This window comes from Gilliamella sp. B3172 (genome assembly GCF_026536465.1).
Lineage (GTDB): Bacteria > Pseudomonadota > Gammaproteobacteria > Enterobacterales > Orbaceae > Gilliamella.
In genome coordinates this window covers 46,242-60,510 of sequence record NZ_JAFNOA010000006.1, presented here as the reverse complement: position 1 = coordinate 60,510, position 14,269 = coordinate 46,242, and the positions used below count along the sequence as shown (strand labels likewise).

General features: G+C 35.9%; 12 protein-coding genes and 1 tRNA gene. 9 read left to right on the top strand and 4 right to left on the bottom strand.

Going from position 1 to position 14,269, the window contains the following annotated elements; genetic code table 11:
- Nucleotides 1–37: 37 nt before the first annotated feature.
- From J3U37_RS07980 to J3U37_RS07970, 3 genes are all read left to right on the top strand, one after another.
- Nucleotides 38–565, top strand: coding sequence for a HugZ family protein (locus J3U37_RS07980; protein ID WP_220219567.1), 528 nt, complete (start codon nucleotides 38–40; stop codon nucleotides 563–565).
- A 200-nt stretch (nucleotides 566–765) separates the two neighbouring features.
- Nucleotides 766–2,328, top strand: a complete 1,563-nt coding sequence (gene gshA, locus J3U37_RS07975) for a glutamate--cysteine ligase (RefSeq protein WP_267329657.1) — start codon at nucleotides 766–768, stop codon at nucleotides 2,326–2,328.
- A 1-nt stretch (nucleotide 2,329) separates the two neighbouring features.
- Nucleotides 2,330–3,103 (top strand): endonuclease/exonuclease/phosphatase family protein, encoded by a 774-nt coding sequence (locus J3U37_RS07970; protein ID WP_267329658.1) that lies wholly within the window; start codon nucleotides 2,330–2,332, stop codon nucleotides 3,101–3,103.
- Here the strand turns inward: J3U37_RS07970 and J3U37_RS07965 are convergent.
- From J3U37_RS07965 to rnhA, 3 genes are all read right to left on the bottom strand, one after another.
- Entirely contained in the window at nucleotides 3,096–4,163 is a 1,068-nt protein-coding gene (locus J3U37_RS07965; protein ID WP_220219570.1) for a transglycosylase SLT domain-containing protein, read from the bottom strand. The genes J3U37_RS07970 and J3U37_RS07965 overlap by 8 nt on opposite strands.
- A gap of 222 nt (nucleotides 4,164–4,385) precedes the next feature.
- A complete protein-coding gene (gene gloB / locus J3U37_RS07960) occupies nucleotides 4,386–5,129 on the bottom strand; it encodes a hydroxyacylglutathione hydrolase (protein ID WP_267374207.1) in 744 nt (247 codons plus the stop codon).
- A gap of 70 nt (nucleotides 5,130–5,199) precedes the next feature.
- Nucleotides 5,200–5,700 carry a ribonuclease HI gene (gene rnhA / locus J3U37_RS07955; RefSeq protein WP_220219572.1) on the bottom strand — a complete coding sequence of 167 codons (501 nt, stop codon included), beginning with the start codon at nucleotides 5,698–5,700 and terminating at the stop codon, nucleotides 5,200–5,202.
- Nucleotides 5,701–5,893: 193 nt separating this feature from the next.
- On the opposite strand from rnhA, the gene dnaQ reads away from it, so the two are divergent.
- The 3 genes from dnaQ (at nucleotide 5,894) to J3U37_RS07940 (ending at nucleotide 7,269) form a co-directional block, all read left to right on the top strand.
- Nucleotides 5,894–6,628 carry a DNA polymerase III subunit epsilon gene (gene dnaQ, locus J3U37_RS07950; protein WP_267329661.1) on the top strand — a complete coding sequence of 245 codons (735 nt, stop codon included), beginning with the start codon at nucleotides 5,894–5,896 and terminating at the stop codon, nucleotides 6,626–6,628.
- 116 nt (nucleotides 6,629–6,744) lie between these two features.
- Nucleotides 6,745–6,821: transfer RNA gene (locus J3U37_RS07945), tRNA-Asp, on the top strand.
- An 85-nt stretch (nucleotides 6,822–6,906) separates the two neighbouring features.
- Nucleotides 6,907–7,269, top strand: coding sequence for a YbaN family protein (locus tag J3U37_RS07940; protein WP_220219573.1), 363 nt, complete (start codon nucleotides 6,907–6,909; stop codon nucleotides 7,267–7,269).
- A gap of 98 nt (nucleotides 7,270–7,367) precedes the next feature.
- On the opposite strand, the gene J3U37_RS07935 is transcribed toward J3U37_RS07940, so the two are convergent.
- On the bottom strand, nucleotides 7,368–8,420 hold the full coding sequence (locus J3U37_RS07935; RefSeq protein WP_267374204.1) for a hypothetical protein: 1,053 nt from the start codon (nucleotides 8,418–8,420) through the stop codon (nucleotides 7,368–7,370).
- Between the two features lie 518 nt (nucleotides 8,421–8,938).
- On the opposite strand from J3U37_RS07935, the gene J3U37_RS07930 reads away from it, so the two are divergent.
- From J3U37_RS07930 to J3U37_RS07920, 3 genes are all read left to right on the top strand, one after another.
- A complete protein-coding gene (locus J3U37_RS07930) occupies nucleotides 8,939–11,710 on the top strand; it encodes a flavocytochrome c (RefSeq protein ID WP_220219575.1) in 2,772 nt (923 codons plus the stop codon).
- Between the two features lie 29 nt (nucleotides 11,711–11,739).
- Complete coding sequence (locus J3U37_RS07925; RefSeq protein WP_267374202.1) at nucleotides 11,740–12,699, top strand: FAD:protein FMN transferase; 960 nt, start codon at nucleotides 11,740–11,742, stop codon at nucleotides 12,697–12,699.
- Between the two features lie 91 nt (nucleotides 12,700–12,790).
- Complete coding sequence (locus J3U37_RS07920) at nucleotides 12,791–14,251, top strand: DASS family sodium-coupled anion symporter (protein WP_220219577.1); 1,461 nt, start codon at nucleotides 12,791–12,793, stop codon at nucleotides 14,249–14,251.
- The last annotated feature ends 18 nt before the right edge of the window (nucleotides 14,252–14,269 follow it).

The following is a 14,269-nucleotide window of genomic DNA, read 5'->3' as shown; positions in this document are numbered from 1 at the left end:
TGAATTAACTCAATATTGACAAAAACAAGGAGTAATTATGGCTGAGTCCAAAAATGATGTTGTTGAAAAGACAATAGAAAATTTACATGAAACAATCCGCACAGTCATCTTATCAACAATGACTAAAAACGGAGAGGTAGATACGAGTTATTCGCCTTATTATTTTGACGGTAATGATTATTATATTTTAATATCAGATTTAGCGCCTCATAGTCAGAATATGAAAGATAATTCAAATATCTCTTTTTTAATCATTGATGATGAAAGTAATACTAAGAATATCTATGCTCGTAGACGACTATCTTTCCATGCAAAAACAAGCATTGTTGAAAGAGAAACTGAGCTATTTGATAACATTATTGACCAGCTTGCTAAAAGGGTGAGTAAAATGGTCTATATGTTAGCCGAAATGAAAGATTTTAATTTATTTAAAATCACACCGACAGCCGGTAGATTAGTGTTAGGTTTTGGAAAAACCTATATTGTTGATCATCAAAATAATCTTATCACACCGGTTGATGAAGATTATGTCGCTAATCAAAAAAGCCAACAAGCCAGTAACTAAGCTAAATTACTCGCAAAGATACTTACCATTATCTATTTTATAGGTAATGGTTTATTGTTGGCGATTTTCAAATAATCTAAATAATTTTGTCGATTGATAGATTTCTATTTTCTTTTTGATAGTCACAAAACAGCCTATCTAAACCCTTAAACTATGCTAAAATTAAGCCAATTTAAACTGAATTTAGGAAATGAGATATTATGATTCCTGACGTTTCTAAAGCGCTCAATTGGTTGGAAAAGCACTATACTATTTTACAGGGAATTCAACGGGGTGTTGAACGTGAAACACTTCGTATTTTACCAGACGGCTCTTTAGCAAAAACCCCTTTTCCTAATAAAATTGGTTCAGCTTTAACTCACCCTTGGATAACAACCGATTTTGCCGAATCGATGCTTGAATTTATTACGCCGGTTAATACAAATATTGATTATATGCTCACGTTTTTGCGTGATTTACATCGTTATGCCAGTGTCAGTATCGGCGATGAGATGATGTGGCCATTAAGTATGCCTTGTTTTGTGGCAAATGAAGACGATATTATTTTGGCGCAATATGGCAGCTCAAATGAAGGGCGTTTTAAAACGGTTTATCGGGAAGGATTGAAAAATCGTTATGGCGCCATGATGCAAACCATATCCGGCGTGCATTATAACTTCTCTTTGCCTATGGCATTTTGGCAAGCCCGATTTGGAGTAAAAAACGCCGAAGAAGGCAAGGCTGTCATTTCTGAAGGTTATTTTACTTTAATACGTAATTATTATCGATTTGGTTGGGTGATTCCTTACCTGTTTGGCGCATCGCCTTCCATGTGCTCTTCATTTATTCAAGATAAGCAAAAAGCTAAGGCCTTTATTGAACAAACCAATGGTAACTGCTTCTTGCCTTATGCAACTTCATTAAGATTAAGTGATATCGGCTATACCAACAATGCCCAGAAACAACTGGGTATTACGTTTAATCATCTTGATACTTATGTAGAAGGATTAAAACGTGCTACTCAAACTAAATCAGAAGCATTTAAAAAGTTAGGCATTAAAGTTGATGGTCATTATCGGCAGTTAAATGATAATGTATTACAGATTGAAAATGAGTTTTATGCACCAATTCGCCCTAAACGTGTGCCTAGAGCAGGGGAGTTACCTTCTGATGCCTTACTACGTGGTGGAATTGAGTATATTGAAGTACGAGCGCTCGATGTTAATCCGTTTTCACCGATAGGCATTACCGAAGAACAGATTCGCTTTATTGATCTGTTTTTAATATGGTGTGCGCTAGCGCCAGCCCCAGAAATGAGTAGTGAGGAGCTTGAGTGTACAAAATTAAATTGGAATCGAGTTATTATGGAAGGGCGTAAACCTGGTCTTGAAATTGGTATCGGCTGTGATAGCTATCGTGAGCCATTATCAAAAGTCGGCCACGAATTATTTAAAGATTTGCTCCGTGTTGCTGATGTATTGGATCATCAAGATGATAAACAACATTATCGTAAAGTTTGCGAACGGCTTGATTTGATGTTTGATCAACCTGAATTAACGCTTTCTGCAAGAACGCTTGAGGCTATCAGTGATTTAGGCACGGCTAAATTTGGCTTAGCTTTAGCGACTCAATATAAAAAACAGCTTATCACAGAACCATTAAGCTTACTTACAGATAGTGATTTTATTCAACAACGCAATTTATCGCTTGAAAAACAGGTGATGATCGAGCAAAGTGACAAAATATCATTTGATGATTATTTAAAACAAAAAATGACGATATAAAATGTTTAAACAGCGTGACTATACACTACGATATCAAAGTGATAGTGATATTGAATTAATATTGCCCAATCATCAAATTATGGTTAACACACCATTGGTTAACCAGATGTCGTTTTCAGTTTTAGTGTGGAATATTTTCAAGCAAAAAAGAGCTGACTGTATCCATATCCTTGAACTGTATGCCAGCAAGGCTAAATTGATATTGTTACAGGAAGCGCAAAATACCCCTTTGCTGCTTAACTTTATCAGTCAGCACAATAAAATCGCTGACCATGTCCCCGCCTATTGTTTGAATGATATTTATGCAGGTGTCATGACGATATCCGATTCATTGCCAAGTGCTTTGTGGTCGTTTCGTGAAAAAGAGCCGCTTATACGTGTACCTAAGTCGGCGTTAATCACGCTTTATCCTATTGAAAATTCTTCAGAACAACTCTTAGTTGCCAATGTTCATGCGATAAATTTTAGTATTGGTGTTAAAGTTTATCGGCAACAAATCCATATGTTATTAAATCGCATTAAAACACATCAAGGACCGGTTATTTTAGCTGGAGATTTTAATGCATGGAGTCGACAGCGAGTAAATTTACTTTATCATTTAGTTCGTTCAATTGAACTTAAACCTGTGAACTTTACTAATGATATTCGCAAAACGTTTTTGGGTAGGCCATTAGATTTTGTATTTTATCGAGGGTTAAAGCTTGATGCGGCACAAATAATTAACACAGCCGCATCAGATCATAATCCTTTATTGGTGAATTTTAAAATTATTTAGCTTTTACTAGCTTAATTTTAAGAACGTCACCTTCTTTTACTCGTGGGTTTTTCAACTTATTCCACTCTAAAATATCGGTGATTTTTACCCGATAATTTTGCGCGATAGAGTAAAGATTATCACCCGCTTTAACTTGATAGGTTATCTGATTTTTGTTGGCAGTAAGTACCGAATTCATGTTGTTATTTATACCACTATATTGAATCGTCGTCGATTTCACTTCAAATGGCATCGTGTTATGTGGTACATCTTGTAAAAGCTCAGTGATTTGATTCGAAACCAGCTTTTCTGCCTTTAACTTTTTAAATAAAGATTCTGCATGTGAATAAGGAACAAGCAAATGGAAAGGGCCATTTACTGTTTGCTTAACATAACCAGCATTATATGTCATCAAATCATTAAGCGACAACCCTGTGTATTGGGCAATTTTCGTTAATGAAACGTTTTTAGACATATCAATCCTTACAAGCGAATTTTGATAGTTACAATCAGGCAATTTTATGCCATAACGTTTACTATTTTTAACAATATCGATGATCGCTAAAATTTTAGGAACGTAGTGCATGGTTTCAGCAGGTAAATCAAGTGACCAATAGTTGGTTGGTAAACCCTTTGCTTGGTTTTTCTCAATCGCTTTTCTTATTCTACCTTCACCGGCATTATAAGCAGCTAAAGTTAATAACCAATCGCCATCAAAACGGCTATTTAAATTTTGTAAAAGATTAATAGCAGTCGTTGTTGACGCAATAAGATCACGACGCTCATCAAAATGGCTACTTTGTTTTAATCCATACTCTTTAGCTGTAATCGGCACAAATTGCCATAAACCAGCGGCTTGAGCTGGCGAAGTTGCTAAAGGGTCATAGGCACTTTCAATTAATGGAATTAAAGCTAATTCAACCGGTAAGTTATTTTTTCTTAGTTGGTTGATGATGTAATAAACATAAGGCTCTGAACGCAACGTGATTGTTTCAAACGCTTGAGGATTGCGTAAAATACGCTCTCTTTCCGCTTTAATACGGTTATTTTCCGGAACATTTACGTTTATTTTGGTTAACATAAATTTCCAAGGATTTTGCGTGACCGATGCATAATTAACACCACCACTTTTAATACTAGAAGTAACTATTGATTTCGTGTTTGAATTTTTATAGCTGCTACTTACAGTTTGTCGAGGAGTTTGATTTTGACACGCAGCTAAAAAAGAACATAACATTGTGAATATTAATAATTTTTTCATTAGTTTTCAAGTTTAGACATCAATTTAAGCGTGTTATTATACCTAAAAAATGTCTTTTTGGCTCCTAAAATAAGTGAACAGGTCTAACTCATTGTTAAAATTGAATTTATCTTGTAAAGATTTTTCATTACATCTTAAAAATAAGTTAATTTGTTTCTCTTTGGTTAAAATAGAAGGCAAAGTAATTGATTTTTTACAAATACTATCGAAATACTTAACGATTTGTTTATCGTTAGGCACCATTTTTTGCGCAAAATTTAGATTAGCTAAAGTGTATTCATGTCCTGCACAAATTAACGTATCATCAGGTAATTGCTTTAACTTATTGAGAGAATTGAGCATCTGTTGATAAGCATTGTCAACAACTCTACCACAACCCGCAGAAAATAGTGTGTCACCACAAAAAACGTACGGCTTAATATAATAAGCTAAATGACCTAAAGTATGCCCTGGTACTGAAATAACTTCAAATTGAAAATCAGCAATAGATACTATTTCCTTAGATACTATGTCCTTATCATTCAGATAGTGAATTGGCAAATCTATTTCACTTGGCCCGTAAATTTCTATATCGGGATAAATTTGATGTAACTTAGGTACACCACCAACGTGATCGATATGGTGGTGAGTTAATAAAATTGCAAGGGGGGTTAAGTGATGTTTTTTTAGATATTCAAGGACAGGTTCTGCTTCACCGGGATCAATGATAACAACTTGTTTATCATTATTTTCTAATAACCAAACATAGTTATCTTTCAAAATCGGAATAATATGCAATTGAAACATAAAATTTTTACTCCTATATAGTGCTAGTAATAAGTCTTTGATAGAAGTTTAAGGATAATAAAGTCGATGTTTAAAATAGATCTAAATTATCAATTTGCTGATCTGATATAGATTGTTCAAATCCAGTATCGGTTAAAGTAGGCGATTGGGCTTGCGTTTTCGCCAATATGTCACAACGTTCATTTTCAATATGTCCTGCATGTCCTTTAACCCATATCCAGTTGATTTTATGGTGCTGGACTAATTGATCCAGACGTTTCCATAGATCAACATTTTTAACCGGCTTTTTATTCGATGTACGCCAGCCGTTTTTTTTCCAACCATGTATCCAATTGGATATACCATTACGTAGATATTGGCTGTCTGAATAAAGTTCAATTTGGCAAGATTGTTTTAATTGTTCTAAAGCGACAATGGCCGCTAATAGTTCCATACGATTGTTAGTGGTGTTAAAGTAGCCTTCTGATAAGACTTTTTCTGTCTGTTTATATTTTAAAATAGCTGCATAGCCGCCGGGCCCGGGATTACCAAGACAAGAGCCGTCCGTATAGATTTCAATTTTTTTTAGCATTTTATTAAACTTTTTACCGAGTCATTAAAATGTTATCCATAAGATTAACCTAAAATATATAACCTAATATTAGCCTATTTTGCTAAGTGGCTCATTGGGTTTAAATCGTGTAGGTATCAACATTAAAGTATTTTGGTGATAGACTATATCATTAATTTGTTTATTTCCCAATTACTAACAAAAAGAGAGCATTGTGATAACTAATTCTACTCGTCAGATTGTCTTAGATACCGAAACAACCGGTATGAACCAAGGTGGTAATAATCATTATGAAGGTCATAAGATTATTGAAATTGGTGCTGTTGAAATTATTAATCGCCGTTTAACGGGGAATCATTTTCATGTTTATATTAATCCTGAACGTCTAATCGATGAAGAAGCGTTTCGAGTTCATGGTATTAGTGATGAATTTGTTAAAGATAAACCCATTTTTAAAAATATAGCTCACGATTTTATTAAGTTTATCGACGGTGCTGAGTTAGTTATCCATAACGCATCGTTCGACGTCGGCTTTATGGACTATGAATTTCGCCTGTGTGGATTAGATTTTAAAACTGCGGATCACTGTATCATTACCGATACATTGGCTATGGCAAGACGTTTATTCCCGGGTAAGCGAAATAACTTAGATGTACTTTGTGAACGCTATCAAATTGATAATTCACATCGAACACTTCATGGCGCTTTATTGGATGCCGAGATCTTAGCTGAAGTCTATTTAGCGATGACCGGTGGGCAAACAACGCTATCTTTTAGTTCTGATGAGAATCTTTCATCTTCAACACAAAGCCAAACAATAAAAAAGATTACTCGCAGTGGTACGCCTTTAAAAGTGATTAAAGCGTCACAATCAGAGTTAACAGAGCATGACGCTATTTTAGCAAAAATTGATAAGAAAAGCGGCGGGGCGTTGTGGAATAACCATTAATGATTGTTTTATATTCAATCAGACGTTAATTTTAAAATTTATATTGACGTAATTAAAAATAATCTTTAACATCACGCCTACTTTAATGTTCTAACATTAAAACTATCAAACAAAGCGGAGCGGTAGTTCAGTTGGTTAGAATACCTGCCTGTCACGCAGGGGGTCGCGGGTTCGAGCCCCGTCCGTTCCGCCAATTCTTATCTTATTAATGCTTTCCTTGTTTAATATAATTGTGTTATCTTCGATAGCCTCTAAATATTACTTAAATTGATTCAGACATGCTAAAAAAATCGATATTTGTTGTTCTGGGTGGAATTTCTTTTGCATTAGGAACGATTGGCATTTTTGTTCCTTTATTACCTACCGTACCTTTTTATCTTTTAACTGCATATCTATGGTTAAATAGTTCTGAGCGCCTTTATAACTATTTCACCCAAACTAGTTACTATCAAACTTATATCCAAAAAATGCTAATTGAAAAGAAAGCAACCAAGTCAAGTTTATTTAAAATGTTGGCAATGGTGTTTGTTGTGCTTCTTATTCCTTTTATTATTTTTGATTCTTTACATGTAAGAATCATTTTAGCCATTGTGTTTTTAGCACATCTTGTTTTTGGCTACTATTATTTTAATAAAAAGTGATTTACATCACGGCTGAAAGTAGGCGAGGACAGGGTAAATAAGTTACCCTGTAACAAAAATAATGGCGTTTGATAGCGAAGTGATATTTATTATTCGGATTATTTCAAACTTTTTTTAATTTCAATAGCAAGTAATGGATTCCACATTGCACCTGTTGCACTCATCACCGCATCTGCTCCACTTTTGATAAATTGATGATAATGTTCACTATTACTCACACCACCAACACCAACAATAGCAAATTTTAAGTCCATTTGTTGACGGTATTTGGCTAATCGATTAACCATATCCAGACCAGCCCAACGAATCGCTTCACCGCAAATCCCGCCTTCTTTTCTATTTTCACCTAATGCCGGTTTACCGTTAGCATCGACAGGTTTAGCTGATAGTGTATTTATTGCACTTAAGCCGTCAATTATCGAACCGACTCGAGTTAATAACGAAATAATTCTTTCATCATCAGGAAAATAAGCCAGTTTTAAGATCAATGGGCGATCAGGTACGGCTGTTTTAATAGCATTTACAATACGTTCAACGCGATCAATGTCGAAACAGAGTAATTTACTTGCGCCTTCATTTGGACAGCTTAAGTTTGCTTCTAAAATAGGGGCATTGGTTTCTCTGACTAATTTAGCCGCTAGCGCATAATCTTTTTCGATTTCGCCATTACCTTGGGTGCCTTGAAAACTGCCGATGACACATTGTCCATGGCCAGCTGATTTCACGGCGTCAGCCATATCGGGTTGCCAAATATCCGGAGCAAAAGACGGAACACCAAAAGAGTTAGTAATTGACAAAGGTTGAGTGTAGTTTGTATCAGCTAATACGGTATCAAGATTCGGGGATAATTTACCATTTGGGTGGACAGATAGTACATTAGGTAATGGGTGGCATTTATGAAGTTTAGTTCTAACTGTTTTATACACACATAAATCAAATCCATAAGCAAAAGCGGCCTTGATATAATTAGCATTTAATAATGGACCTGCTGGCATGCCAAAAGGGAGGTTGACATCAATATTTAAAAATTGAGTTGGTTTGGTTGGTACTTGTTGTGCTTTATCTAATTGCGCGAAAAGTCCGAAAGGCCCTTGAGCATAATTATCTTCATAACTAATACTTGGATTATAAAAAGGGATCAAAGGTTTCATGCTATCTCCTGTTTATGAATATTCTTGAAATGGTGTTGTTGATTAAATTGAGGTAAAAATACAAAGGGGTAGAAATAAAAAATCCTCCATAAAGGAGGATTTATATAGGAAATGAAAAAAGAGCGATTATGTGGTGTTGTTTTGATTTGTTGTATAAATGCCACAATCATGGTCAAATTCTCTTTTATCCAAACTGTCAGACATTCTAGCTGAATAAAAATAAAGTTCAAGAATAATAATCAAAAAATATGTAAGTAAATGAAATAGTTACAGTGTTTTTTTTTAGACTTTGACCACCTATCACTACGCTGATTTGAAGCATCAAATTCAAAAATAGGCAAAATCTAACCAACAAATTCAGTCATAAAAAGCTAATTGATTAAAAACATTCAGAAAAAATTGTCCAAAAATTGATACTAAGGTTATTAATGAAACTAATGTAAGTGGAGAATACCAGTAACTAATGTTATTATTACCGGTAACAAAAAACAATTTTGAAAATTACTGGGTAATGAAAAATGAGAAATGATAATATTTTTAAACCATTAGCTTTACCAAACGGCGTAGAATTAAAAAATCGAATAATGATGGCGCCGATGACAACTTGTTCCGGATTTTATGAAGGTTCTGTCACGCATGATTTAATTGAATATTACCGAGCAAGAGCGGGTGAAATAGGCACTATTATTGTTGAATGTGGATTTGTTGATAATAAAGGTTTAGCCTTTCCCGGAGCGATTGGTTTAGATCACGATGATAAAATAGAGGGATTAGCGAAGATCGCTAAAGCCATTAAAGAGAAAGGCTCCAAAGCCGTTATCCAAGTTTATCATGGTGGCCGTATGGTTGAGCCTAAACTCATTGGTGGACAATCCCCAGTTGGGCCAAGTGCGATAGCTGCACCACGACCAGGCGCAGCAACCCCAATTGAATTAACTGCAGATGAAGTCGATGAGATGATTGACAAGTTTGGGCAAGCTGTTCGTCGAGCGATCCAAGCTGGATTTGACGGGGTCGAAATTCATGGTGCTAATACCTACTTAATTCAACAATTTTACTCACCTAACTCAAATCAACGAACTGATAAATGGGGTGGTAGCCGTGATAATCGAGCTCGATTCCCATTGGCTGTTTTAGATATTACCCATAATATGGTTAAAAAATACGCCAGCCCTGATTTTATTGTTGGTTATCGTTTTTCACCGGAAGAATTAGAAATACCGGGTATTCGTTTTGATGATTCGATGTACTTACTTGAAAAATTGGCTGAGAAGGGTCTTGATTATGTTCACTTCTCTATGGGGGCTATCTTAAGACCATCTATTGTTGAAACTAATGATCCAACGCCTTTAATTAATAAATATGTGGCAATGCGATCACAGACATTAGCTAAAATTCCGGTTGTTGGCGTCGGTAATGTGGTTAATATAAGTGATGTCGAAGCCGCTATGGATAACGGCTTTGATCTGGTTGCAGTGGGTCGGGCATGTATTGCTTACCCTGATTGGCTTAGTCGAGTCGAAAAAGGGGAAAAACTTGAACTTTTCATCAATAGTGATAAACGTGAAGAACTCAATATACCTGAGCCACTTTGGCACTTTTCATTAGTTGAAAGCTTGATTCGTGATGTGAATCTTAATGTAAAAAAATTCAAGCCGGGCAATTATCAAGAAAAGGTTAATGATGAGTCTTATGAATACTTAATTAATGTTGAATTAGGTAAAGACTTCGTTAAAGACATGCAATTACTTAATGCTAATGATTTTGATAGTGAAGTAGTTAACAACTTTTCTGAAATCAAACATCGTATTATTGACTCTAATAGCCCACACGTCGATGCAATTTCTGGCGCGACATCACAATGTGAAGCGTTCAAAAAAGCGGTAACCAAAGCTATGGCGAAATCAAATAAAGAAGCTATCCTTGCTGAGGGTGGTGATCCTAATGATAAAGCTTATGATGTGGTGGTGGTTGGTAGTGGTGGCGCTGGACTGTCAGCCGCTATTCAAGCACATGATTTAGGGGCAAGTGTGGTTGTGGTTGAAAAAATGCCGGTTATTGGTGGCAATACAAATAAAGCTTCCGCTGGTATGAATGCGGCCGAAACCAAATTCCAAAAACTTAAAGGCATTGTGGACAGTAAAGATCTGTTCTATAAAGAAACGTTAACAGGTGGTAAAAACAAAAATAATCCTGAATTACTTCGTTATTTTGTTGAAAATGCACCTGATGCCATTGACTGGTTAGATAATAATGGTATCGAACTTAGTGGTATCACAACAACGGGTGGCATGAGCATTGACCGTACGCATCGTCCGGCAAGTGGCGCGGCTGTTGGCGGATTTTTAATTAGTGGATTGCAAAAAAATATCAACCGACGTGGTATTGAAGTCATGCTTGATACCAATGTAACTGAAATTTTAACGGAAAATCATAAAGTTGTCGGTGTTAAAGTCAGTGAAGAAGACGGTTCCGTTCAAACGATTAAAGCCAAAGCGGTTATTATTGCTACTGGTGGATTTAGCGCAAATCGTGAAATGGTTGAAAAATATCGTCCTGATCTGAAAGGATTTGTTACCACTAACCATAAAGGTGCAACCGGTTCCGGAATTATGATTTTAGAAAAACTGGGCGCAGGCACAGTGGATATGAAAGAAATTCAGATCCATCCAACTGTAGAGCAAACAACTTCGTATTTGATTTCCGAATCAATTCGTGGTGGTGGGGCGATACTGGTCTCCCAAAAAGGGCAGCGCTTTGTCAATGAGTTAGATACTCGTGATAAAGTTTCAGCAGAAATTATTAATTTGCCTGAGCATTATGCGTATATTCTATTTGATCAACAAGTGCGTAATGAAAACAAAGCTGTTGAAGAATATGTATCGCATGATTTAGTCGTTCAAGCTGATACGATTAAAGATCTTGCTGATAAACTCTCAATTGACAGCAATACTCTATCCCAAACTATTGAGCGTTATAATCAGTTCGCTGAAACAAAACGTGACGAAGACTTCGGAAGAACAACCGGTATGCGACATCCTATAAACAAAGGACCATTTTATGCGATTAAAATTGCGCCGGGTGTGCATCATACTATGGGTGGGGTAACGATTAATACCGAAACTCAAGTTTTAGATACGGATAAACATGTAATACAAGGCGTATTTGCTGCTGGCGAAGTGGTCGGTGGTGTTCATGGTGCCAACCGTATTGGTGGAAACGCTGTTGCTGATATCATTATATTTGGTATGCAGGCAGGTAGAAAAGCCACTGATTACATTAATCATTAATTGACTAATATGACTTAAGCTTGTTTAAAATGCTTAATTCAAGCCATGAATATACTCAAGTATTAATGGGTACCACGGTTTCATTAACGCTTTATGAGCCTAATGAAACCGTAGCTCATAGGGTGTTTCACACCATAAAATTACTTGAAGATAAATTGACCGTTAACCGTCGTCATTCAGAAGTTATGTCGATTAACGCTGCTGCGGGTAAACATCCTGTTATCGTTAGCCGTGCTGTGTTTTCGCTTATAGAGCAAGCTTATAAAGTCAGTTTAATGCCCAATAGTTGTTTCAATTTTGCTATTGGTCCTTTAGTCAAATTATGGAAAGTCGGTTTTCAAGGCCAGCAAGTTCCCTCCCCACAGCAAATTCATGATCAACTATTATTAACCGATCCTAACGAAATTGAGCTTGATCCTAAAACTTTTGCAGTTTTTTTGAAAAAAAAGGGAATGGAAATTGATTTAGGTGCTATAGCCAAAGGCTATATAGCCGATGTGGTTAAAGTGGTTCTACAGCAAAATAACATACATCAAGCTATTATCAATTTAGGTGGTAACGTCTTAACTTTAGGCAAATCACCTTTAGATAAGAACGGCAATTGGCAAATAGGTTTGAAAGAACCATTTTCACTCAACAATGAACTGGTTGGTGTTATTCAAGTCAACGATAAATCTGTTGTTACATCAGGGATTTATGAGCGTTACTTTACCTTAAATAATCACCGCTATCATCACATCTTTGACCCTTCAACCGGTTATCCTTTGGATAATGAATTAGAAAGTGTAACGGTAATTTCAGATACGTCGCTTGAAGGTGATATTTTTTCGACTATTCTCTATGGATTAGGGGTTAAAAAAGCGGGTAAATATTTGATTGAACATCCGAATTTATCAGCCATATTTGTTTTAAAAAATAAAACAATCGAACTAGTTAATACTGATAATTTTGCTTTTCAGCTAGTTAGCCAACAATATGTTTTACATTAACATTTTGTTGGAAACGAAAAAATTTATATCAAACTGGATCGTTTTTATAATGAATTAAATTAAGTCATTTTTAATTAAAAAGGAAAATACTATGAACACAGTGAAAAAACCACCTGTCAAATGGTTACCGCTCATAATTATTGCCGCTATTTCAGCAATATTATGGCAATTTGTTTCTCCGCCAGAAGGAATTAGTATTGAAGGTTGGCACACCAGTATCATCTTTGTTGCTACTATTGCCTGTATTGTCGCTGAAATTATGCCAATTGGTGCAATTGGATTATTAGCGATAACAGTATTTGCGGTTTTAAGACCGTCAGGAGCGGCAACAGCAACAGATGCAATTAAAATTTCATTAAGCGAATTAAACAGTAGCCTTATTTGGCTTATTGTTATTGCTTTTATGATTGCACGTGGTTTTATCAAAACAGGGTTAAGTAGGCGTATAGCTTATTATCTGGTTAAAATTTTAGGTAAAAATACGTTAGGTTTAGCCTACGGCCTGTCAGTAACGGATATGGCATTAGCTCCAGCGATTCCTAGTACGACAGCTCGTGCTGGTGGAGTAATATACCCAATCGCTGAAGCGTTAGCGATTAATTTTAATTCGAGTCCAAAAGATGAATCAAGAAATCGTATTGGCACTTTCTTAATGTTAACCATTAGTCATGTAAATGACATTACATCGGCAATGTTTTTAACTGCCTTTACCGGCAACTTGCTGGCAGCCAAATTAGTAACAAGTCAACTTGGTATTACTTTAGGCTGGGGACAATGGTTTATGGCGGCTATCGTACCTTGTTTAGTCTCATTTATTGTTATTCCTTTAGTTATCTACTTTTTAACCAATCCTGAACTTAAAAAGACACCAGAAGCGCCTAAATTAGCCGCCGAAGAACTTGAAAAAATGGGTTATGTGACCTTTAAAGAAATTATTATGGGTACAACTGTTGTATTACTGTTAGGCTTGTGGATTTTTGGTAAAAATTTCGGTATTGACTCAACCACTACTGCATTTATCGGTTTAACAATTTTAATTTTAACCGGCGTACTTAGCTGGGAGGACATCAAGGGTGAAAAGGCCGCTTGGGATACTTTGATTTGGTTTGCTGCATTATTGATGATGGCGGGGCAAGTGAATAAACTTGGCGTAACTAAATGGCTAGGCGATACAATTGGTAATGCCGTTAAAGGTCACTTAGGGGATAGTAGCTGGGTTTTAGTCATTGTGATTTTGTGTGTAGCTTATGTTTATCTACATTACTTCTTTGCGAGTGGTAATGCGCATATTGCTGCTTTATTCCCAGTATTTTTAACGGTTGCTTTAGCACTCGGCGTGCCGCAAATGATTGCCATTTTTGCATTAGTTATTTGTACTAACTATTTTGGTTCGATTACCCAATTTGCCAATGCTCGTAACCCGTTACTGTTTGCTGAAGGCTTTGTACCGGTTAAAACATGGTGGAAAGTCGGTTTCATTTGTAGCGTAGTAAATTTAATTATTGTTTTCACTATTGGTATTTTATGGTGGAAAATCATTGGATTAGGCTAAAAGCTTAGCTTATCACCG